A 22,111-nucleotide genomic window follows, 5' to 3' on the forward strand; every position below is an offset into this window, starting at 1 on the left:
GGAGAAGGACACATGGGACACCTGCAGCTGCCGCCCGGCAAGAAGATCGCCGTGAACCTCGGCACCGACTTCGACGCCCAGTCGTTGTGGCTCGGCGGGTTCAACCGGCCCAGCCCCTCGTTCATGTCGCGCGGCCAGTTCGGCGCCGAGGTCGGCGTGCCCCGCCTGCTGGAGCTCTACAAGCGGTTCGACGTCACGACGACCTGGTTCGTCCCGGGCCATTCGGTCGACACGTTCCCCGAGCAGTGCAAGGACGTCGTCGAGGCCGGGCACGAGATCGGCCACCACGGCTACTACCACGAGATCCCGCCCGGCATCAGCCGCGACACCGAGCGCCGGCTGGTCGACCTGGCCTTCGCCACCTACAAGAACGTGCTGGGCCTGCGCCCCACCGGCTACCGCTCGCCCTACTGGGACTACAGCGAGAACACCCTCGACATCATCGAAGAGTCGGGCTTCCGCTACGACACGAGCCTGATGGCCCGCGACCTCGTCCCGCACCACCCGCAGCGCTGGCAGATCAACTGGGAGAAGGGCAACGTGGCCGGTCCGGCCAGCTCCGTGCTCGAGATCCCGGTGAACTGGTACCTCGACGACTTCCCACCGCTGGGCTACACCGGCACGTCCACCGGCATGCAGGACACCGAGACGATCTTCCGGCGCTGGCGGGACATCTTCGACTACGCCTACGAGCGCGTCCCGAACTCGGTGTTCGCCTCGTGCGTGCACCCGCAGATCATCGGGCAGGCGCACAACATGCTCTGGTACGAACGGCTCATCGAGCACATCGTCGCCCGCGACGGCGTCTGGTTCGCCACCTGCGACGAGATCGCCCAAGCCTGGGTCGACGACGAAGAGGACGAGCGGCTGAAGGCGCTGCCCGACGTGCGGGGCGTCGAACCGGCCCCGGCGGACTCCAGCTGGGCGCGGCAGGGCTGATCCCGGGTGGTCGCCCGGACCGGTGTAGCCGCTGGTCCGGGCCCCACGGCGAGGCCTGCGGCCGGTCGTGTGCGACGCTGGTGGGGAGGGGAGGTGACGGTGCTCGTGGACTACCTCGTCGACGGGGGCGGCTTGCGGGCGATCGACGACGGCCTGCGCCCGATCCTCGACGAGATCCAGGCCCTCCTCGGCGCCGACCTCAGCGTGGTCCTCTACCAGCCGCGGCGAGCCGGCGCACCACTCACGGTCCTTTCGGCCGGTTCCGGCTGGGGCGACCCGTTCCTCCCGAACGAGCCGGTGGTCACCAGCCGACCGCTGCCACGGCGGGAACCAGCCGCACTGGCCCAGCTCGAAATCCACTCCCAGCTGCGTCGCCACACGGCGAGGCTCGAGGGGAGCGTGGCGGTGCCGTGGCGCGACGCCCACGGCACCGGCGTGGTCGTCGTCGGGAACCTCGGGGTGCCGGTGCCCGGACCGGGGGCGCTGGCGGACGAGGCCCTGCGGCGGCACTACCGCACCGCGATCGTCCGGGCACTGCGGCACGCGAGGCGGTCCGGCGCGGGGCAACTCGACCGTGACCTGCGGGCCGCGGCCCGGCTGGTCGCGGAGGCGGCCGTCGACGGTTCGGACGTGCCCGCCGCGCTGTCGGCCGTGCTGACGTCGGCGCGCGACCTGTTGCGATCCGAGGTCGCCTACCTCGCTGTCCCGGACAACGGGCCAGGCACGTTCGTCTTCGACCAGATGCTCGGCATCCGGACCGTGGCGTTCCGCAGCCTGCGCGTGCAACTCGGACAGGGCCTCGGCGGGCTCGCCCGGCAGGTCGGCAAGCCCATCCGCTCGGCGAACTACGCCGACGACTCGCGGTTGCAGGCCGCGCCGGTCAGCGAGACGAAGGGCGAGGGCATCATTTCGGCGATGGCGGTCCCGGTGACGGTCGGCCCGGAGATCGCCGCGGTGCTCTACGTCGGCGACCGGCGCATGCGCGCGTTCACCCCGGTCGACGAAGACCTCCTCGAAGAGTTCGCCGGCCACGCCTCGCTGGGCCTGCGCCGACGGCTCGCCGAACGCGACCGGCTGGCGGCGATCGAGCGGACGGTCCGGGAGCAGGTCGCCTACGACCTGCACGACTCGGTGGTCCGGGGGCTCGTCACCATCGGGTTCGAAGCCGAGCAGGCGGGGTTCACCGCGCAGGACCCGGACACCGCCTCCCGGCTCGCGGCGATCGCGCGCGCGGCCGAGTCGTGCATGATCCGGCTGCGCGGCGAACTCGGCTCCCTCGTCGCCGTGGGCCCGCCCGCCGCGACGTACGCGTCGGAGGTCCTGGAGCGCGTCGACCGCCTGCCTGACCGCGGTGTTCGGCGGGCCCTGGAGCTGGAGGGCGAAGACGTCGAACTGTCGGGCGAGGTCGCCGGCGCGCTGGTGAAGGTGGGGGAGGAAGCGGTGGCGAACGCCGAACGGCACTCCGGGGGCGCGACCGTGACCGTCCGGGTGGTGACCACCGGGCCGCACGTCGTGAGCATCGAGGTGACCGACGACGGGACGTTCGACGAGGCCACCTGCGGTGCGGTGGCCGGGCACTTCGGGATGAGCGCCATGCGAGCGGCGATCGAGCGGCTGGGCGGCCGCCTGGCGGTCGGACCGGCCGGGGGCCGCGGCACGACGGTGACGGCGACGGTCCCCACCCAGGGGCGCGTCGGGACGGGGGAGCAGTGATCCGGTTCTGCGTGGTCGACGACCACGACGTGGTTCACGGTGGCCTGCGGGCGATGGCCGATCGCGAGCCTGACCTCGAGTACCTGGGTGGGGCCACGACGGTGGCCGACGGCACGGACCTCGTCGACCGGCTGCGCCCGGCCGTCGCGATCCTCGATCTGCGCATCGGCGAACGCGACGGCGGCAATGGGATCGATCTGTGCCGGACCTTCACTGCGCGGCACCCGGACTTGTCGGTGGTGCTGTTCAGCGCGTACGGCAACAGTGAGCTGCTGGCCCAGGCCATCGAGGCAGGGGCGTCCGGATACGTGCTGAAGGAGACCTCGCTGGGCCGGGTGCCGGCGATCCTGCGCGAGATCAAGGCGAGCGGAAGCTGGTTCGAACCCCGCATCGCCAACGAGCTCTTGCAACGCAGGGTCCACAGTGCACACTCATCGGCCGCGTTTAGCGAGCAGGAACTGGACATTGTGCGCGGCATCGGCCGTGGGGAGAACAATTACGACATCGGCGAGCAGTTGCACATCAGCCCGCACACGGTGAAGTACCACATCGCGTCGATGCTGAGGCGGCACAACGTCCACCGCCGCGCCGAGCTGGTCCGGCTGGCTTCGGACCTGCACCTACTGGACTAGCAATGCTCACCACTGTCCTGCCCGGGCACAGCCGGATCCCAGTGGTCGCCTCCACCGAGCGGCTCCAGGGCCTCGGGGCCGCAGCCGCCGCCTTGCAGGCAGTTCCGTTGGCGCCCCGGGCTGCTCTGCCGCTGCGGACCCGCTCGATCGGGGACGTCGACTTCGCGGCCCAACGACGGGAAAGGGCACCACCGCGCTGCTGACGGCTGCGGAAGAATGAGCTTCCCCCGGTCGTCCGGACACCTGACCTGAGGTGACCGCCGGTCACCAGGGAGGATGTTCCGATGCCTGCACCACACCCGCCTGAGTTTCGTCAGCGTGCCGTCGAGCTGGCCCGTCTGGGCGACAAACCGGTCGCCGCGCTGGCGAAGGACTTGGGGATCAGCGAGTCCTGCCTGCGCAACTGGATGGCCCAGGCCGACGCCGACGAGAACGGCTCGGCCACGAAGCTGACCAGTGCGGAGAAGAAGGAGCTTGCCGAGCTGCGACGGAAGAACCGGCAGCTCGAGATGGAGAACGAGATCCTGAAACGCGCGGCGGCGTACTTCGCGCGGGAGAACATCCTCCCAAAGTAACCTTCCCGCTGGTCCATGAACTGGCCGCGGACGGTATCGACGTCGCGGTGGCCTGCCGGGTATTGAACGTGTCCCGCTCCGGCTATTACGAATGGCGCGACCGGCCGCTCTCGATCCGTGAGGAGGAGAACGCGGTTTTGCTGAAATACATCGAACAGATCCATGCCGATTCCCGCGGCACCTACGGCTCGCCGCGGGTGCACGCCGAACTCACCCTTGGCCTGGGCTTGCCGGTCAACCTCAAACGCGTCGAGCGGCTCATGCGCGAGGCCGGCATCCAGGGCCTCTACCGGCGCCGGCGCCACCACACCACGGTCCGCGACCCGGCCGGGCAACCCAGTACTGACCTGGTCAACCGCCGTTTCGCCGCCGACGCCCCGGACCGGTTGTGGATCACCGACATCACCGAACACCCCACCGAGGAGGGCCGGATCTACTGCGCCGCGGTGATGGACGCCTACTCGCGGCTCATCATCGGCTGGTCCACCGCCGATCATATGCGCACCGAACTGGTCACCGACGCTCTCGGCATGGCCATTCTCCGCCGCCAACCCGACGGCGGCAAAACCATCCTGCATTCCGACCGCGGTTCGCAATACACCTCATGGGCTTTCGGGCAACGCCTCCGCGCCGCCGGGCTGCTCGCATCCATGGGCACCATTGGTGACTGTTACGACAATGCCATGATGGAATCGTTCTGGGGCACTCTTCAGCTCGAACTTCTCGACTCGAAAACCTGGAAAACCCGCGACGAACTTGCCAACGCGATATTCGAATGGATAGAGTGCTGGTACAACCCGAAACGGAGACACTCCAAGATCGGGATGCGCAGCCCCGCCACGTTTGAGGCCCTCAACCAGCCACCAGACGCGGCGGCCTGACCCCACACCCGCCGTGTCCGGCGAACGGGGGGAAGCTCACGTTCACCGGATCTCCTTGATGCTCCTATGTCAAGCCCCTATGTCAAGCCGCCTGCGGCAGCGGTGCAGATTCGGTTGTGGTCGGCCGCTTGGCCGGCGCGGCACGGTGCTCGTCGGCCAGAAGTGCGCGGAACACAACGTCGGAGAGCCGTCGCCGGAGCAGGCGGATGGCCTCTTTGCGGGTCTTGCCGCGCGCGAGGAGCTTGTCGACGTAGTCCTTGCCCGGTCCGATGCCTCGAACCTGGGTGATGGCGATCATGTGCAGGGCGCAGTTGATGGTGCGGTTGCCGCCGCGATTGAGCCGGACCTTGCCAGAGCTGCTGCCCGACCAGACGGGGATCGGGGCGGTTCCACTGAACCGGGCGTAAGCGTCCTTCGAGCGAAACCGTTGCGCCCCAGCCGTTTCCCCAAGGATAACCGCGGCGCCCAGAACCCCGCAGCCGGGGACTTCCAGCAGCGTGGGCGCCAGGACGCGCACCCGGTCACGCAGTTCACGCTCCAGGGCGTTGATCTGCATCGTGAGCTCCCGGCAGCGAGCCAGCAGTTCGCGGGCGATGCGCGCCACAAGACCGTCGCGGCCGGCCAGGCGGCGGGCCAACTCATCGATGACGCAGTAACGGCGCAGACCACGCGCGGGGACATGCAAGTTCGGGTCGATTTCGTGCAGGTGCCAGCGCAACCGATTGATCAGCTCCGTGCGCTGCTCGACGAGGTTGTGGCGGTAGTCGACCAGCAGCTTCACCTCGCGAGTCGGCCCATCCAGCTGCGCGACGGCCAGGTCTGGCTCGCGCAGAGCCGCGTGCGCCACTGCCAACGCATCGATCGGGTCGGACTTCCCGGGCGCGCGCCCGCTGCGACGGGACGCGGCCATCAGATGGGTGGGCACCCGCGCCACCGCGCACCCGGCGCTCAGCAAGTCACGTTCCAGCCTGCGTGTGACATGCCGGCAATCCTCGACCGCGAAGCGCGCGTTCGGCCACTGGCCGGCCCATTCCACAATCTTCAAGTGGTCCTCGCTGGTGGTGCCGACCGTCCGCTCGGCCAGCTTCCGGCCGATCCCGTCAACGGCTACCAGCGTGTGGCTGCGTTTGTGCGCATCCACACCGATCACGACCATGCTCAACCCGGGTTCCCTTTCCTCGCAGACCGATGACACCATCGGGCGAGGCGGGCACGCGTCAATCGGGCCTGCGGCGCGCTCCTATGAAGCCACATCCTCGCCCAGCGGGTGTCCGGCGGGGCCGCACATCAGGACAAGCCACCAGTCGCCTGGGGCAGCGAAGAAACGAGCGAACCCTGCCGGACACCAAGATCATGACATTGACGCGAAGAAAGCTGTCGCTCGTTTGAGGATCTCCACGTCCTCCGAGAGCCGGCGGTTCTCCCGCCGCAACCGGGCCAGCTCCTCCCGCTCGTCGCTGGTCAGCCCGTCGGTGCGGGTTCCCGCATCCAACTCGGCCTGGGCGACCCACTGCCGCACAGCTGTCTCGGTCAGGTCGAAATCCTTCGCGACCTGACCCACCGAACGGTCGCCGCGCTGGCACAGCTCGACGATCTCGGCCTTGAACTCCCGCGTGAACGAACGACGAGGTCGAGGCTTCTTCTTGCCCATGGTCTCCATGATGAGGGACATCCTTCCCGGAGGCTCGCGCCCCCTGATCTCCGATGTCCGTCAAAACGGGTCACGCCCACCTTGCGCGAGAATCCGGCTCCGATGTGTCGAGAGGCGGGCAGGGCCCGTCGTGCCAGTCGGCCGTCGTGGCGTGCACAGGGCAGGACCTGGACGAGCTGCAGCGACGCGTTTGCAGCGACCGTCCGGAAACCCGCCGGTTGGCCGTTGTGTCGCAGGCCGGCTGCCGCGGAATCCGCCGGCCAGGCTGTCCCGTCACTGCAGCACAGGACGTGACTCGGTTTGGTGGCGGTGCACCCGAAGCGACCTCAGAGCTGGCGGCCGAGCAGGCTCGCGTGCTGCTTCATGATCGGCCCGAACCGGGTTCGCAGCTCTTCGGCTGACGCTCGGGCGGCGGAGGTGCTCACCGACATCGCGGCGACCACGTGGCCGGCCGGGTCGGTGACTGGCACCGCGATGGAGAGCAGTCCCAGCTCGAGCTCCTCGTCGCTGATGGCCAAGCCTTCGGTGCGTGCGTGCTCGACGCGTCGTTTGATGTCCTCCGCGGTCACCGGCGTTTTCGGTGTGCGCGCGGGGAAGTCGCCTGAGTCGAGGTAATCGCTCAGCTCGTCGTCGGAGAGGCCCGCGAGCAGGACGCGCCCGGTAGCTGAGGCGTAGAGCGGCACCCGGGCCCCGACGCGTACGCCCGCGTTGACGATGCGCGTGCCCTCGCTTCGCGCGACAAAGAGCGATTCGCCCGCCGAGAGGACCGCGAGGGAGGCCGACTCGTCCACGGCGTCGCGCACGGCGGCGAGGTGCGGCCGCGCGAGCTGTGGCAGCTGGACGGACTCGTCGTAGGTCGCGCCGAGGCGCAGGACCCGTGGCGTGGGGGAGAAGAACTTGCCGTCGAAGGTGACGTACCCGAGCTCTGTCAGGGTCGTCAGGCAGCGGCGGGCGGCGGCCCGGCTCAGGCCGGTGGCGCGGGCGGCGTCGCTGATCGTCAGCCGCGGCGACGACGCTCCGAACGCCTCCAGTACAGCGAGCCCCTTAGCCAGTCCTGCCATTACCTCTGCGGTCATGCGCACATCTTTCCTTGACATCCGGGACAGCGGCGATTCTACTACATGGTGTTCGGATGATAGACACGTGTTCGGTATGCGAACAAGAAGGAGTGCGATGACTGTCACGACACCGTCCCGGCGAAGCTGGCCCAGGTCGCTGACCGAGGTGCCTTACTGGGTGTTCCAAGACGAAGACGTCTATGAGGCTGAGCAGGAGAAGATCTTCCACGGCCCGTTCTGGAGCTACCTGTGCCTCGAGGCCGAGCTGGCCGAGCCGGGCGATTTCTGCGCCACCTTCATCGGTGAACAGCCGGTGCTCGTGACCCGCGACGTCGACGACCAGATCTACGCCTTCGAGAACCGTTGCGCCCACCGCGGCTCGCTGATCGCCATGGAGCACTACGGACACGCCAAGGACTTCACCTGCGTCTACCACGCCTGGACCTACAACCTCCAGGGCGACCTCACCGGGGTCGCGTTCGAGGAGGGCATCAACGGCAAGGGTGGCATGGGCAAGGACTTCTGCAAGGCCGCGCACAGCCCACGCAGGCTGCGCCTGGCGAACGTCCACGGCCTGATCTTCGGAAGCCTGGACAACGACGTCGCCGAGATCGAGGAGTACCTCGGGCAGGAGATCCTCGACCGGATCGAACGAGTCCTCGGTGGACGGAGCCCCGTTGTGCTCGGACGCTTCACCCAGACGTTGCCGAACAACTGGAAGCTCTACATGGAGAACGTCAAGGACTCCTACCACGCCAGCATCCTGCACCTGTTCTTCACCACGTTCGGGCTCAACAAGCTGAACCAGAAGGGCGGCATCATCGTCTCCGAGAACGGTGGCCACCACGTGAGCTGGTCGGCGATCAACCGCGACGCGGAGAGCGGCGAACACTACAAGAGCCAGAAGATCCGCTCCGACAGCGAATACCAGCTCGAAGACCCGTCCCTGGTCGACAGCTTCAGCGAGGTCGGCGACGACATCACCTTGCAGATCCTCTCGGTCTCACCGGGCTTCGTGCTGCAGCAGATCCAGAACGCCATCGCTGTCCGCCAGGTGCTGCCGACCGGAGTCGACTCGACCAGCCTGAACTGGACCTACCTCGGGTTCGCCGACGACACCGAGCAGCAGCGGCTCATCCGGATGAAACAGTCCAATCTGGTCGGTCCGGCCGGGTACGTCTCGATGGAAGACGGTGCCATCGGCGGATTCGTCCAGCGGGGCATCGCCGGTGCGGGCAGCGAGTTCGCCACCGTCCAGATGGGGGGTGACCAGGCGGTCTCCAGCGAGAGCCGGGTCACCGAGGCGTCGATCCGCGGCTTCTGGAAGGTCTACCGCGAGGCGATGGGCTTCACCGTCGAGGAGGGCGCGTGATGGACCCGTTCACCATGATCACCCGGGCGCAGGGCAGCTATGTCCGCGCGATCGACGACGGCCCGATCGAAGACTGGCCGGAACACTTCACCGACGACGCCTTCTACAAGGTGACCACCGCGGACAACCACCGCCGCGGTCTGCCGGCCGGGATCATCTGGGCCGACAACAAGGCGATGCTCAAGGACCGGATCTCCGCGCTCAAGGAAGCCAACATCTACGAGCCACACTCCTATCGCCACCTGCTCGGCCAGCCCGCGCTCCTCGACGAGCGCGCGGACGGGGCGACCAGCGAGACCTCGTTCCTGGTCGTGCGGATCACCGGCAACGGACCCACCGACGTCTTCGCCAGCGGGCGTTACCTCGACGAGTACGTCTTCTCCGACGGCAAGGCACTGCTCACGAAACGGGTCGTGGTCTGCGACAGCTCCCGCACCGACACCTTGCTGGTGCTCCCGCTGTGAGCCGTCTTCTCCTCAGCACCGGTGACCCGAACGGCATCGGGCCCGAAATCGCCGCGAAAGCGGTGGCGCGACTCGGCACCGCCGCACCGGTGATCGTGGGGGACCGGTGTGCCGTTGAGGGGCCCGCCGAGGCCTGCGGGCTGCGGGTGCGCGAAGCCGAGCCTGGAGCGATCGCCGAGGCCGGGGTGTGCGACGTGATCGACATCGGCGTGCTCTCGGCCGGTGAGCTGCGCGTCGGGCAAGTCCGAGCCGAGGCCGGCGCCGCGACCATCGCCTACGCCAGGGCCGCCGTTCGGCTCGCGAGTGGCGGCGGCTTTCGCGGCATCGTCGCGGGCCCGCACTCGGAAACCGCCGTGCGCGACGCCGGCATCTCCTTCGCCGGATACCCGCCGCTGATCGCCGAGCTCACCGGCGTCCCCGAGGAGCGTGTCTTTCTCATGCTGGTCGGCGGCGGCCTGCGCGTCGCCCACGTCACGCTGCACGTCTCGATGGCAGAGTCCTTGCGGCGGTTGAGTGTCGAGCTGGTCACCGACGCCGGCCTCGCATTGCACCGCGCACTCGAATCGATGGGCATCTCAGCTCCCCGGCTCGGCATGTTCGGGATCAACTGCCATGCGAGCGAAGGCGGCCTGTTCGGCGAGGACGATCGCCGGATCACGACCCCGGCCGCCGGACGGTTGCGAGCCGCGGGCGTCGACATCTCCGACCCGGTCGGTGCGGACGTCCTGCTCGGCGCTCCGGATCGCGACGGCTACCTGGCGATGTACCACGACCAGGGCCACATCCCGGTCAAGCTGCTGGCCGGCCGTGGCGCGGTCGCGATCACCATCGGCGCCGGTGTCCCGTTTTCCAGCGTCGGCCACGGCCCGGCCTTCGACATCGCCGGCCAGGGCACCGCCGATCCGAGCGCCTTGCTGTCCGCACTGAGTTTGTTCGAGAACACACCGCAGGAGGCCGCGACGCGATGAACACCATCACCGTCACTGACACCGACATCGCATTCCCGTGCGAGCCAGGACAGACCGTGCTCGACGCCGCGGAGGCGGCCGGTTGGGCGATCCCGTACTCCTGCCGCAAAGGCGTGTGCGACACCTGCCTCGGTGGCATCACCGCCGGTCCGATCACCGTCCCCGGCACGGGCACGGTTCGTGGCCCCGTCGATGGCATCCGGCTGTGCCGGGCCAGCCCGGCCGGCGATGTCGAAATCAGCCCACGCCGCATCACGGCGAGCACGCCACCGATGCGGAAGCGCTTGACGACCACCGTTCACCGCAGGCGTCAGGTCGCTCCCGGTGTGACAATCCTCGACCTGCGCTACCCGATCGGGCGGCGAACCCCGTTCCGCGCCGGACAGTTCCTCAACATCATCCTCGACGACGGCGACACCCGGTCGTACTCGCTGGCCAACGTCCCGCACCACAACGACATGGCTCAACTGCATGTCCGCCACGAGCCGGGTGGTGTGTTCTCAGCGAAGATCCTGAGCCAGCTGGAATTCCACGACACCGTGGAGATCGAGGCGCCGTTCGGCGAGTTCGTCGTCGAGGACTCCGCCGAACCGATCCTGCTGCTGGCGACCGGAACCGGCTTCGCCCCCATGCGCTCCGTCATCCTCGACCGCATCGCCCGGCGGCTGACGACCCCGGTCCATTTGTACTGGGGCGGCCGGACCCCCCACGACCTCTACCTCGCCGACACGGTGGCGGAGTGGACCCGGCGTCATCCCTGGCTGCGCTTCACCCCCGTGCTCTCCCGCGCCGACGCCGGCTGGACCGGTGCCGCCGGCTGGGTGCAGGACGCGGTCCTGGCCGACTACGCCGAGCTGGGACAGCACCACGTCTACGCCTGCGGCAGCGAAAGCATGACTGTCACGGCTCTGGACACGTTGACGCGGGAACGCGGTCTCGATCCCGGACGATTCCACGCCGACGCTTTCGTCCCTGCCACCGGCGCCCGCGTGGCCGGCCGGTAAGCCACCGAGCTCGTCTCCCACTCCCACCCGCCGTGGAGGTTTCCATGTCAGCAAGTACCACCGGCCGGTCGCAGACGTTGCGGCTGCCCGGGTTCATCGACGAACGACGGTCAAGCTGGTTCCAGCGAGGCATCGTGCTGCTTTGCGGCTTGGTGATGTTCCTGGACGGATTCGATACCCAGGCGATCAACTACATGGCGCCGGCGATCACCAAGGAATGGGCGCTCAGCAAGGCCGACATGGGGCCGATCTTTTCCGCCGCACTGGTCGGCCTGATGGTCGGCTACCTGGTGATCGCGCCGCTCTCGGACAAGTTCGGGCACAAACGGCTCGTCGTCGCCGGAACACTGCTGTTCGCGCTCAGCACGCTCGCCTCGGTCTGGGTGCAGAACCCCGAGCAACTCCTGACACTGCGGTTCGTCACCGGCATCGGGCTGGGCGCGACCACCCCGAGCACGATCGCGCTCACCGCCGAGTACAGTCCCAAACGATTGCGGGCCAGTTTCGTGCTCGCGATCTACGTCGGTTTCTCGATCGGCTTCGTCGTGGCCAACTATGCGGCAGACTGGCTGATCCCCGGCTACGGCTGGCGTTCGGTTTTCGCGGTCGGCGCGGCGCTTCCGCTGCTTTTGGTGGTCGCGTTGGTGGCGTGGTTACCCGAGTCGCTGTCCTTCCTGATTCGCCGCGGCCGGCAGGCGGCGGCGTACCAGGTGTTCCGCAGGATCGATCATTCGCTGCCAGTGCTCAGCGACCCACAGATCGAGGCCGGGAACTTCACCGAGGGGAAACGGGTGAAGCTGCGTCAGCTCGTTTCGCGCGGGCAGCTGGTCGGCACCGTGCTGTTGTGGATCGTTTTCGCGCTGAACCTGGCGATGTTCTACGGCTTGCAAAGCTGGGTACCGACCATCCTCGCCGAGCACGGCTACTCCAGCGGAACGTTGGCGACCGCTTCATCGATGACCACGATCGGCGGCATCGCGGTGGCGTTCGCGGTCGGGCCCGCCATGGACCGGCTCGGCGCTTTCGGCAGTTTGGCGACGCTCTACTTCGCGGGCTGCGGCTTCCTGGCGCTGATGACTGTCGCACTGGGCGCGCCGGTGTGGGTGCTGCTGATCGCCATCTTCCTGATCGGGTGCGGCGTCAGCGGCGGGCAGAAGAGCGTGATCGCGCTGGCCACGGTCTTCTATCCGGTCGAGGTGCGTTCCACCGGCGTCGGCTGGGCGCTGGGCATCGGCCGGGTCGGCGGCATCCTCGGGCCGCTGATCATCGGCGCGGCACTCGGCGGTGGCTGGAGCGCCCAGCAGGTGTTCCTCGCGCTCGTGGTGCCCTCGGCGGTCTGCGGGGCGTTGGTGCTCTACCTCGGTCGGAGCAACAAAGCCGCCGCCCGCTGACCGGTCTCGACCGATGATCGCGCGGTTCACCGGACGTGCTGTGTACGCGCATCAGCTCGCACGCAAGGCGAGGAGCCGCGGAGGGTGGTCGCTGGTAGGTTCGTTGCGAGCCGCAGTGTTCCCGGAGGTGCGCTCTACGTCCCGTTCGTGGTCGGCACCGTGGCGGTCGCGTTGGGAATCGTCAGCCTGGCGACCGCTCACCGCCTGCTGCGTGACGCTCATCCCTGCTGGGCCGGCCTTACGGTCCAGCAGGGTGCGGCCAGCTCGGCCTCGACCTGCCCGGGTATCCCGATTTGCAGGTGACGCGAACTCTGAAACGAACCGGAGGCGCCACTTTCGCCGCGACTGTCGGCGGCGCCGCGATCGACGAGCCTCAGTACGAAGCGATTCTGCGTGAAGCTTGGTCGGCGCGGCCGAGCCTGCTGGATGCCCTCATCTTCGGCACCAGAACGGCGGGGAAAGACAGCGGGTTTCCCATCCGCGACCACCTCGCGGACGTCTTCGGTGTTCAGCCGCTTCTCGATGCCGCTTCACAGCTCAAAGAACGACGCGGCGCTTTGACTGCGAAGATCAAGTCGATCCGCGACGATCTCGTAGCGACCGACGAGGCCGTCGCCGAAGCCGACCGAGAGGTGGCCGCCCTCGAGCGCGGAGTCGAGGCTGCAGCTGCGGAACGAAACGTCATTGAAGCCCGGATTGGTGATCTCGAAGCCACTGCGGCGTGCGCCGCAGCGTGGGAGCGATATCGTCGCGACGCACAGGCCTACGGCGATCGGGTGCGCGAGCCGGTTGCGCAGATGACCGACGTGCTGGATGTCGGCACGCACGATCCGGCGCGCGCATTGGCCGACGGTGAGCGTGAAGCTGCCGCAGCTCTGCAGGAGAGTCCGGATGCCCGGCCGGCTGCCGAAGTCGCGTCGGCCGCAGCCGCGAACGCCTCCGATCTCCTCGGTGCCGCGACCACCGAGTGCCCAACCTGCCTGCGGCCACTCAGCGCGGCCGAGCGCGACGCCGCACTCGCCTCGCACGGCGACCTCGGCGTTCACGCACGCACCGAAGTCGAACGCCGGCAACGGGAAACCGCATCCGTCCGACAGCGGCTCGAAACGATCGCGGACTTCGGGCGAACCCTGAACGGCCTGCACACTCCGATCGAACCCGACAACGAGGACCCGGGCCCGGACGCAACCGTCGAGCTGGCCGAGGCACGCCGGCTGGCGTCCGAGCTCGCCGAGAAACACGGCGCACTCGGCGCTCGGCTGCCGGAAGCAAAGCGGAAGGCTGCGAACCTCCGCCGGGCCGGAAATGAGCAGAACGACCTTCTGACAGCGGCGCGCGAGGAAGCCGTCGCCGAGGTCACGGCCTCGGTGACCTCAGCGGAGGCGAACGCGCGACTGCCCTATTGGTGACCAGATTGCTCCTGACGAGGACGTTGGCGCGCGCATCGACGATCTGGTTCGACGAACCCCTCGAGCACCTCGACCCCCGCCGCCGTGCCACCATCGCACGAACGCTCCTGCTCGCCGCCGAAGCGGGTGCTGTCGACCAGGTGGTGGTCACGACCTACGAGGAAGGGCTTGCCCGCCGGTTGGCTGCGATCGCGCCGCGCACCGTCGAGCTCACGTACGCGCGAATGAGCAAAGAGTTGCAAGATCTTCCCGAAGAGGGGGTGTGGAACCGACGGGGCCGACGACCTCTTAGTGAAAGCCCGCAAACGGCGGGCCGATCAGAGGAGGCGACGACGTGTCAGCCACCCACACCGGTGCCGACATCGACGACACCCCGGGACGTCACCCTGGGGAACAGCGGACCGGGTTCGTGTTCGACGTCGACGGTACGACCTGCGAGCACAAGCATCCCACCATCACCGGCGCGGAGATCATGGTCCTCGCCGGAATCAGCTCGAGCGACGGACTGATCCAGATCCTGCCGGACGGGACCCGCAAGACCGTCGCACCCGATGAGACGGTTCACCTGGTGCCCGGAGCGCAGTTCAAGCGGGGCTGATGATGACGGAGCCGAATCGGCTCGCGGTGCGCCTGGCGCAGGAGGAAACCCTGCTGCGCCGGGCATACCCCGGAGCCCGCATCGATCGGCACCCAGGTCGGCCCCCGGCAAGTCGCCGGCCCGCGCGAAGGCTGTATCGATTGCGGCGGAATTCGCCGGCGGGCCGGCCGCCGGTCTTATTCGGCGGCCTGACTGGTCAGCGGCTGAGGGGCCTTGGACAACGCCGGCCGGAGAACGGCGCAGTGCCCGGTGGGGGAGTGATGCCCAGCACGCAGCCCTCAGTCAGGTGGACTTGATGATGCAGGCCGGCCTGGAAGGGAACTCGTCGACCGGGTGGTCCTGTCGGGCCCGCTCGGCTTGGGCCTTGAGCACGCCGATCTCCGCTGTTGTCCACGGACTGAACCGCGGCGGCTGCGTCCAACTATACTGAATGCCATTCAGCAGCACAGGAAGGACCGGACGTGGCGGAATCACCGGTGCGCAGCGTGGACAAGGCGCTCGCCGTACTGCAGCTGCTCGGCGAGAAGGGACCGGACGGTCTGTCCCTTGTGGACATCGCGCAGGCACTCGGCAGTCCCAAGAGCGGGGCCCACCTCACCCTGTCCGCGTTGCGGCACCGCGGTTTCGTCACGCAGGACCGGGAAAGCGGCCGGTACCGGCTCGGCGGCGAGACGTTGCGGGTCGCCGCGTCCTACGAGGAAAAGCTGAGCTTCCGCACCAGCCTGCTGCCCTTGATCAGACGGTTGTCCGAGGAGATCCGGCAGGTGTGCCACGTCGGCATCCTGGACGGCGCGGACATCATCTACCTGGAGAAGGTCGATGCCGACCGGTCGGTGACGGTGGGCTCGAAGATCGGCGGCCGCAACCCGGCGGCGAGCACCGCGCTCGGTCGCGCGGTGCTCGCCTGCCACGAATGGAACAGCGGGGCGTTGCGAGCCCAGCTGGGGGGCACGAAGGCAGGTCCGCTGCCCGGACTCAGCTGGACCCACCTGCAGGACGCGCTGGAGCAGGCGCGGGCTCGCGGCTACGCGCTCGACCTCGAGGAGAACGAGCCAGGGATCGCCTGTGTCGCGGTTCCGGTGCTGCTCAACGGAGTTCCGTGCTGCGCGATCTCGATCTCCACTCTCGCCGGGGAAACCGGTCCCGCCACTCTCGCGGGCTACGTGGAGCGGCTGCATGCTCTCGCGGCGCAGTACCTCGTGCCTCCGCTCCAGCTCCCGCCCCGCCCGGTGGGCGCCCGGCCCCGCTGACCCGCCCCCTGCGTTGACGGGTTGCTCGTGGGCCCGTAGTGTCTGACTGATACTGAACGGCGTTCAGTATCGCTGAACTCCGAAGATGCTGAAGCATAAGGGGAAAAGCGTGACCCATCTTGTTCGATTCGCCGAGCCCGGCCATCCGGCGGACATCCGCGTCGGGGTGCTGGACGATGAAGGTGAGCGCCTGCGCGCCCTTCCCGTAGGCAGCATGAGCGAGCTGCTCGGCCGGCCGCTGACGGAAATCCGGGAGCTGGTCGCCGCGGCCGCCGGCGCACCGGCCGTGCCCGCGTCCGGTGCGCAGTTGCTGCCGCCCCTCGACGGGCGAATGGAGGTGTGGGCGGCCGGCGTGACCTACCGCCGGTCGGAGGAGGCCCGCCGCGAGGAAAGCGCGGACGAGGACATCTATGCCCGCGTCTACCACGCCCAGCGGCCCGAGCTGTTCTTCAAGTCTGCGGCCTGGCGGGTGGTCACCGAAGGCCAGCCGATCGTCATCCGGGCCGACTCGCCCAACAACGTGCCGGAGCCCGAACTCGGCCTGCTGCTGACGAGCCGCGGCGAAATCGCGGGCTACCTGGTGGTCGACGACGTCAGCTCGCGCAGCATCGAGGGCGAGAACCCGCTGTACCTGCCGCAGGCGAAGATCTACCAGGGCTCCTGCGCGGTGTCGGCCGGAGTGCGGCCGGTCTGGGAGATCGACGACCCGCTGAAGCTGGACCTGAGCATGCGGATCCTGCGCGACGGGCGGGAGGTGTTCAGCGGGCGCGCCAACACCGGTGAGATGAACCGCAAGCCGGCTGAGCTGGTCGAGTACCTCTTGCAGGACAACACCTACCCGGACGGCGTGGTGCTCTCCACCGGCACCTCGATCGTGCCCGAGCTCGATCTCGGCCTGGCCGAAGGGGACGTGGTCGAGATCGAGATCGGCGAGGTGGGCACCCTGCGCACCCCGGTGGTACGAGGTGCGGGCAAGCTCAATCGGGATTGATCGCCCGCTCCGGGACGAGGTCGGCCACACCGCGCACCAGCGCCAGCGCGGCGAGGTAGTAGTAGTCGCCGTACGGCAGGGGTCCGTCCATCCCGAGCCGGTGGGGCGCCGAATAGCAGGCGTGGGCGAGCACGCCGACCTCGTCCTGGAAAAGCGCGTCGCGCCGCAGCGCGCGCAACATGCGGGTCAGCCGGTCTTCCGCACCCACCAGACGAGCCAGGTCCGCGTCCCGCCGCAAGGTGAGAGCGAGGCCGTAGCAGACGATCGCGGCGGCCGACGAGTCCTGGATGCCGGTGTCCACCACCAGGTCGTACGGGGTCAGCGAGTCGATGTCGTGGCTTCCGCAGTAGAAGTCGAGCAGCCGCGCCGCGATCCGGCCGTACTCCGCCGAACCGGTTTCGCAGGCCATGGTGAGGTAGCCGGCGATTCCCCACGCCTGACCGCGGGCCCAGCAGGAGTCGTCGGCCGCGCCCTGGAACGTGCCCTGCCAGAACGCTTCGCCGTCGTCGCCGATCCGCGCCAGGTGGTAGGTGGAGCCGTCCGGGCGCAGCAGGCTCCGGGCGGTCCGATCGGCGTGCGCGCGGGCGATTTCGGCCCATCCCGGTGCCCCGGTGTGGTGGTGCGCCCACCACAGCAGCGGCAGGTTCATCATCGTGTCGATCGTGCTGGTGGGCCGGGACCGGTCCTCGCCGACCGCGCCGAACGCCTGCAGGTGGCCCGAACCGGGTACCCGTCGCTTCGCCAGGACCTCGGCGGCGCGCAACGCCGAGGACGCCGCGGCCGGATCGCCGAACAGCCGGGCGACCAGTGCCGCGCTCGGCCAGAAGATGAACCCGATGTCGTGCGTGCCGTGATCGTCCACCCGGCAGTCCAGCTTGGCCGACAGCGTCCGGGCTCGCTCGACGAGGCCGTCGTCGGCGCAGCCGAGCTGAGCGAGGTGCAGCATCGCCCCCGCCCAGAACCCGGTGGTCCAGTTGCCGTGGTCGTAGTCCGTGCCGACCCACCGGCTGGCCTCGTCGATGGGGCGGTAGACCCAACGGCCGTGCTCGGCGTAGTGCGCGGCCCGGTCGGCGCCACCACCGAGCACCGCGCCGGTCACCCGCCTGCCCATTTCCTCGATTTCTTCCCGGGTCGGCAGGAATTCGCCGGTGAATTGACTGTCCATGACTCTCCTGTGGCTGAAGCGAGGTCGACGAAGCGACGGATGTCGCTTTTCGGGAAAGGGCGGCCGCGATCAGGACGGTTCAGCAATGCTGAACGGTATTCGGCCGTGATGATCAAAGGTTAGGCACCCCCCTGCGTCCGAGTCAACCCGCTCGGCGGTCGCCGGGCAGGCGTCGAGTGAAGGTCGAACTGCCTCTTGACAACTTCAGTGTTCGTCAAGGTATGGTCCACGCAATCCATTGCGCAACCGATTGCGGAGAGAGTCAGTGGACCTCAACGGAGTAATTCCGGCCAACATCCTCCCCCTCGACGACGACCTCTCGATCGACGTCGAGGCCTACCGCAGGCACGTACGGCACCTGGCCGGCGTCGCCGGCGTCGTGGCCATCACCTGCAACGGACACGCCGCCGAAGTGAGCAGTCTGGACCGGGCGGAACGGCGGAAAGCCGTCGCGCTCGCCGCGGAGACAATCAACGGAAAAGTGCCGCTGATTTCCGGCGTCTACGCGGACAACCACATCCAGGCGGTCGAGTACGCCCGGGACGCGAAAGACGAGGGCGCGGACGCGCTGCTCGTCTTTCCGCTGCCGGCACTGGCGCTGGGTGGCAGCCAGGAGATGGCCTATCGGCACGTGGCCGAGCTCGCCGGCGCGACCGGCCTGCCGCTCGTGCTGTTCTCCTACCCCGAGTTCACGGGGATGCACTACGGCTTGGACACCCTGGCGCGCATCTGCTCGCTCGAGCAGGTCGTCGCGGTGAAGGAGTGGAGCCTCGACCTGCGCAAGCACGAGGAGACCCGCCGCGTGCTGCGCGAGCTGGACCGGCCGGTCTCGCTGCTCACCAGCTTCAGCACGAACCTGCTACCGGCACTGGTCTCGGGCGCGGACGGTATCCTGTCCGGGCACGGTAGCGTGATCGCCGACCTGCAGGTCCGCCTGCTGGCCGCGGTCCGGGCGCACGACCTCGCCGAGGCCGAGCGGCAGTACGCCCGCATCCAGGCGCTCACCAGGGTGATCTACCGGGCGCCGATGGCGAACATGTACGCCAGGATGAAGGAGCACCTGATCATGCTCGGGCACGAGCTCACCCCCGCGGTGCGTCCGCCGCTGGAACGGGTGAGCGAGGCCGAGCGCGGGCAACTGAGGCAGGCGCTCGCCGAGGCCGGGCTGCTTCCGACAGGCGCACGATGACCGGAGCCGCTCGACCGGGCACCGCAAAGGCGGTCGCCGAACTGGCCGGGGTCTCGGTGACCACCGTCTCCCGGGTGCTCAGCGGCCAGGCCTCGGCGATCCCGCAGGAGACGCAGGACCGGGTGTTCGCCGCCGCGCGCCAGCTCCGCTACCGGCCGAACTCCCTGGCGCGCGCCCTGCGCAAGGGGACGACGCAAAGCATCGGCCTGATCGTGCCGGACATCTCCGACGCCTACTTCCACCAGGTGGCCCGCGGGGTCGAGGACGTCGCGCAGGCCGCGGGCTGCGTGGTCATCCTGACCAACACCGATCGCGTGCCCGCCCGCGAGGAAGCCTGCGTGAACCTGCTGCTGGACAAGCGGGTCGACGGCATCGTGTTCGCCGGCGGCGGGATCGACGACGACACCCACCTCGACGGCTTCGACTGGAGCTCGACCAGGGTGGTCACGATCGGGCCGCACCAGCTGCCCTTCCCGTCGATCACCGTGGACGACTCCGCCGCCATCTCCGACGCCGTGCACCACCTGGCGGAGATCTCGTGCCGCCGCATCCTGTGCCTCGCCGGGCAGCCCAACTGGCTGGTCACCCAGCGGCGGCTCGCGGGCTACCGGCAGGCGGTCGCGGAACTGGGCCTCGACACCGACCCGGATCTCGTCGTCTACGGCGATTTCACCGAGTCGGCCGGCGAAGAGCTCACCGCCAAGGCGCTCGCCGCCGGCTCGTTCGACGGCGTCATCGCGTTCAACGACTACACCGCCATCGGCGCGATGCACGCGCTGGCGTCGGCCGGCGTCCGGGTGCCGGACGACGTCGCCGTCATCGGCTGCGACGACATCCCGGTGGCCCGGATGGTGCACCCGGCGCTGACCAGCGTCAGCTTCTCCCAGTACGAATTCGGCCGCAACGCCGCGGAGATGATCCTGGGCTCGGTCCCGCTCCCGGCCGGCCAGCGCATCACGTTCCCGCACGAACTCCTGCGGCGGCACAGCACAGCCCGCCGCTGACCGGTCCGTTCCGGACCGTTCCGTCACCTCCGACCCCCGATCCACACCGACACTGCCCTTCAGTGTGGAAGGAGCACGCCCTCATGTCCTTGCAGACAGCCATGTCCAATCGCCGGTACCGGGTGGCCATCGCCATCTCCTTCGCGTTCTTCGTCGCCTACTTCGACCGGACCAACGTGTCGGTCCTCATCGCGAACCAGGAGTTCACCGACAGCCTCGGCATCACCGGCAACAAATTCGCCCAGGGCCTGCTGATCACCGGGTTCCTGTTCCCCTACGGCCTGTGCAACTTCTTCACCGGACCGCTCGGCGACAAGATCGGCGGCCGGCGCGGGGTGATCTGGTCGATCATCGCCTGGACCGTCCTGATGTGCGCGATGGGCCTGGTCTCGAACTTCGTCGTGATGCTCGTCCTGCGCATCGTGCTCGGGCTCGGCGAGTCCATCATGACCCCGTCCTGCAACATGATCGTCGCCGAATGGTTCCCGGACCGGGAACGCGCCCGGGCGAACTCGGCTTGGCTCGGCGGCCTGTTCCTGGCGCCCGCCGTCTCCTTCCCGGTCATCGTGTGGATCGTCAACGTCTTCGGTTGGCGGGAAAGCTTCTTCGTGCTGGCGGCGGTCGGCGTGCTCGTCGCCTTGCCGATGATGTGGCGCTGGACCGCCAACCGCCCGGAGGAGATGGCCGGTGTGTCCCCGGCGGAACTGCGCCACATCCGGGACGGCCAGGCGAAACCGGCCGACCCCGAGCCGGTCAAAGCCAGCCTGCGCAGGCTGTTCGCGAACTACCGGTACTGGCTGTGTGTGTTCTCCTACATGGGATACGGTCTCGGCTTCTGGGGCATCAGCACGTTCGTGCCGTCCTACCTGGAGCACGAACGCCACCTGGGCTTCACCTCGTCCGGCACCTTCGCCGTGATCCCCTGGCTGACCGCCGCCGTGCTGAACCTGGTCGGCGGGATGATCGGCGACCGGATGCCCCGCGGCCGGGTGCTGCTGTGGTCCGGCGGCTACGTCCTCGGCGCGCTGCTGTCCTACCTCGGCGTGGCCACCGGGACGGTCGGCATGTCGGTGGTGTTCATCTCCGCGGCGGTCGGCTTCCTCGGCTTCACGCTGGCGCCGATGTGGTCGGTCATCCAGGAGCTCACCCCGCGCGGCACCACCGGTCTGGGCACCGGCATCGCCAACGGCGTCTCCTACATCGCCTCGGCCTTCGGCCCGGCACTGGTCGGCGCGCTGGTGGACAGCTCCGGCTCCTACAACCTCGGCTTCTTCCTGTTGGCCGGCTTCCTCGTGGTCACCGCACTGGCACTGGCGCCGTTGTGGCGCGGGCACGTCAGGCGCGGCGACCTGGCAGAAGTCCCTTCCACCGCAACGAAAACGGAGGCTCACCATGACTGACGGCAACACCGCCACCAAGCTGGTGCCCATCTCGCCCGAACTCGCCGAAGGTGCCTTCGCGATCGGCCGCACGACCACCTTCACGAAGACTGTCGGCGAGAGCGATATCTACCTTTTCGCCGGTGTGAGCGGAGATCTCGGCCCGAACCACGTGGACGAGGAGTACATGAGCAAGACCCGGTACGGGCGCCGGATCGCGCACGGCGTGCTCATCGTCTCCTACATGTCGACCTGTTCGTCGAAGCTGATCGAGGAAGCGGGCAACGAACCCGCCGTGTCCTACGGCTACGACCGGGTCCGGTTCGTCAAACCCGTTTTCATCGGCGACACCGTGACGGTGACCTACACCGTCGCCGAACGCGACGACGAACGCGGTGAGATCAGGTCCCAGGTGACCGCGAAGAACCAGCACGGCGACGTGGTCGCGGTCGCCACCCACATCCTGCGGAGGGTCTGA

The 22,111-nt window shown here is 68.5% G+C and carries 22 protein-coding genes; 18 read left to right on the forward strand and 4 right to left on the reverse strand.

Going from position 1 to position 22,111, the window contains the following annotated elements; all coding sequences use genetic code 11:
* Positions 1–12: 12 nt before the first annotated feature.
* The 5 genes from ATK30_RS30560 to ATK30_RS30585 all read left to right on the forward strand — a co-directional run bounded on the left by ATK30_RS30560 (position 13) and on the right by ATK30_RS30585 (position 4,740).
* The gene (locus ATK30_RS30560) at positions 13–939 is read left to right on the forward strand and encodes a polysaccharide deacetylase family protein (protein ID WP_101438428.1); all 927 of its coding nucleotides are present in this window, start codon (positions 13–15) and stop codon (positions 937–939) included.
* 93 nt (positions 940–1,032) lie between these two features.
* On the forward strand, positions 1,033–2,652 hold the full coding sequence (locus ATK30_RS30565; protein WP_158242513.1) for a GAF domain-containing sensor histidine kinase: 1,620 nt from the start codon (positions 1,033–1,035) through the stop codon (positions 2,650–2,652).
* Between the two features lie 11 nt (positions 2,653–2,663).
* Positions 2,664–3,284: a response regulator gene (locus ATK30_RS30570; protein WP_244194783.1), complete on the forward strand. Its 621-nt coding sequence runs from the start codon at positions 2,664–2,666 to the stop codon at positions 3,282–3,284.
* A 284-nt stretch (positions 3,285–3,568) separates the two neighbouring features.
* Complete coding sequence (locus tag ATK30_RS30580) at positions 3,569–3,859, forward strand: transposase (RefSeq protein ID WP_101438431.1); 291 nt, start codon at positions 3,569–3,571, stop codon at positions 3,857–3,859.
* A 47-nt stretch (positions 3,860–3,906) separates the two neighbouring features.
* Positions 3,907–4,740 (forward strand): IS3 family transposase, encoded by an 834-nt coding sequence (locus tag ATK30_RS30585; RefSeq protein WP_101438432.1) that lies wholly within the window; start codon positions 3,907–3,909, stop codon positions 4,738–4,740.
* Between the two features lie 82 nt (positions 4,741–4,822).
* Here ATK30_RS30585 and ATK30_RS30590 read toward each other — a convergent pair whose 3' ends face one another.
* From ATK30_RS30590 to ATK30_RS30600, 3 genes are all read right to left on the reverse strand, one after another.
* On the reverse strand, positions 4,823–5,896 hold the full coding sequence (locus ATK30_RS30590) for an IS110 family RNA-guided transposase (RefSeq protein WP_101434552.1): 1,074 nt from the start codon (positions 5,894–5,896) through the stop codon (positions 4,823–4,825).
* Between the two features lie 195 nt (positions 5,897–6,091).
* A complete protein-coding gene (locus ATK30_RS30595) occupies positions 6,092–6,412 on the reverse strand; it encodes a transposase (RefSeq protein WP_101438433.1) in 321 nt (106 codons plus the stop codon).
* Positions 6,413–6,717: 305 nt separating this feature from the next.
* Positions 6,718–7,467, reverse strand: a complete 750-nt coding sequence (locus ATK30_RS30600) for an IclR family transcriptional regulator domain-containing protein (protein WP_183126015.1) — start codon at positions 7,465–7,467, stop codon at positions 6,718–6,720.
* Positions 7,468–7,564: 97 nt separating this feature from the next.
* On the opposite strand from ATK30_RS30600, the gene ATK30_RS30605 reads away from it, so the two are divergent.
* From ATK30_RS30605 to ATK30_RS30645, 9 genes are all read left to right on the forward strand, one after another.
* On the forward strand, positions 7,565–8,821 hold the full coding sequence (locus ATK30_RS30605; protein ID WP_101438435.1) for an aromatic ring-hydroxylating dioxygenase subunit alpha: 1,257 nt from the start codon (positions 7,565–7,567) through the stop codon (positions 8,819–8,821).
* Positions 8,821–9,285: an aromatic-ring-hydroxylating dioxygenase subunit beta gene (locus ATK30_RS30610; RefSeq protein ID WP_101438436.1), complete on the forward strand. Its 465-nt coding sequence runs from the start codon at positions 8,821–8,823 to the stop codon at positions 9,283–9,285. Before ATK30_RS30605 ends, ATK30_RS30610 begins: the two co-directional genes overlap by 1 nt.
* The gene (locus ATK30_RS30615; RefSeq protein WP_101438437.1) at positions 9,282–10,253 is read left to right on the forward strand and encodes a PdxA family dehydrogenase; all 972 of its coding nucleotides are present in this window, start codon (positions 9,282–9,284) and stop codon (positions 10,251–10,253) included. The genes ATK30_RS30610 and ATK30_RS30615 overlap by 4 nt, the downstream gene beginning before the upstream one ends.
* On the forward strand, positions 10,250–11,257 hold the full coding sequence (locus ATK30_RS30620) for a 2Fe-2S iron-sulfur cluster-binding protein (protein ID WP_101438438.1): 1,008 nt from the start codon (positions 10,250–10,252) through the stop codon (positions 11,255–11,257). The genes ATK30_RS30615 and ATK30_RS30620 overlap by 4 nt, the downstream gene beginning before the upstream one ends.
* 44 nt (positions 11,258–11,301) lie before the next feature.
* Positions 11,302–12,648, forward strand: a complete 1,347-nt coding sequence (locus tag ATK30_RS30625) for an MFS transporter (RefSeq protein WP_101438439.1) — start codon at positions 11,302–11,304, stop codon at positions 12,646–12,648.
* Between the two features lie 299 nt (positions 12,649–12,947).
* Positions 12,948–14,057, forward strand: a complete 1,110-nt coding sequence (locus ATK30_RS30630; protein ID WP_101438440.1) for a coiled-coil domain-containing protein — start codon at positions 12,948–12,950, stop codon at positions 14,055–14,057.
* Between the two features lie 334 nt (positions 14,058–14,391).
* Positions 14,392–14,655, forward strand: a complete 264-nt coding sequence (locus tag ATK30_RS30635) for a multiubiquitin domain-containing protein (protein WP_158242514.1) — start codon at positions 14,392–14,394, stop codon at positions 14,653–14,655.
* 461 nt (positions 14,656–15,116) lie between these two features.
* Positions 15,117–15,905, forward strand: a complete 789-nt coding sequence (locus ATK30_RS30640) for an IclR family transcriptional regulator (protein ID WP_101438442.1) — start codon at positions 15,117–15,119, stop codon at positions 15,903–15,905.
* Positions 15,906–16,014: 109 nt separating this feature from the next.
* Positions 16,015–16,896 carry a fumarylacetoacetate hydrolase family protein gene (locus ATK30_RS30645; protein ID WP_101438443.1) on the forward strand — a complete coding sequence of 294 codons (882 nt, stop codon included), beginning with the start codon at positions 16,015–16,017 and terminating at the stop codon, positions 16,894–16,896.
* On the opposite strand, the gene ATK30_RS30650 is transcribed toward ATK30_RS30645, so the two are convergent.
* Complete coding sequence (locus ATK30_RS30650; RefSeq protein ID WP_101438444.1) at positions 16,883–18,061, reverse strand: glycoside hydrolase family 88 protein; 1,179 nt, start codon at positions 18,059–18,061, stop codon at positions 16,883–16,885. The two genes, ATK30_RS30645 and ATK30_RS30650, sit on opposite strands and share 14 nt — an antisense overlap.
* Before the next feature lie 265 nt (positions 18,062–18,326).
* On the opposite strand from ATK30_RS30650, the gene ATK30_RS30655 reads away from it, so the two are divergent.
* From ATK30_RS30655 to ATK30_RS30670, 4 genes are all read left to right on the forward strand, one after another.
* Positions 18,327–19,250, forward strand: coding sequence for a dihydrodipicolinate synthase family protein (locus ATK30_RS30655; protein ID WP_158242515.1), 924 nt, complete (start codon positions 18,327–18,329; stop codon positions 19,248–19,250).
* Positions 19,247–20,254, forward strand: a complete 1,008-nt coding sequence (locus tag ATK30_RS30660) for a LacI family DNA-binding transcriptional regulator (RefSeq protein WP_101438446.1) — start codon at positions 19,247–19,249, stop codon at positions 20,252–20,254. Before ATK30_RS30655 ends, ATK30_RS30660 begins: the two co-directional genes overlap by 4 nt.
* A gap of 83 nt (positions 20,255–20,337) precedes the next feature.
* Complete coding sequence (locus ATK30_RS30665; protein ID WP_101438447.1) at positions 20,338–21,654, forward strand: MFS transporter; 1,317 nt, start codon at positions 20,338–20,340, stop codon at positions 21,652–21,654.
* A complete protein-coding gene (locus ATK30_RS30670; RefSeq protein WP_101438448.1) occupies positions 21,647–22,111 on the forward strand; it encodes a MaoC family dehydratase in 465 nt (154 codons plus the stop codon). Before ATK30_RS30665 ends, ATK30_RS30670 begins: the two co-directional genes overlap by 8 nt.

This window comes from Amycolatopsis echigonensis (genome assembly GCF_002846615.1).
In the GTDB taxonomy this organism is placed as follows: Bacteria; Actinomycetota; Actinomycetes; order Mycobacteriales; family Pseudonocardiaceae; genus Amycolatopsis; species Amycolatopsis echigonensis.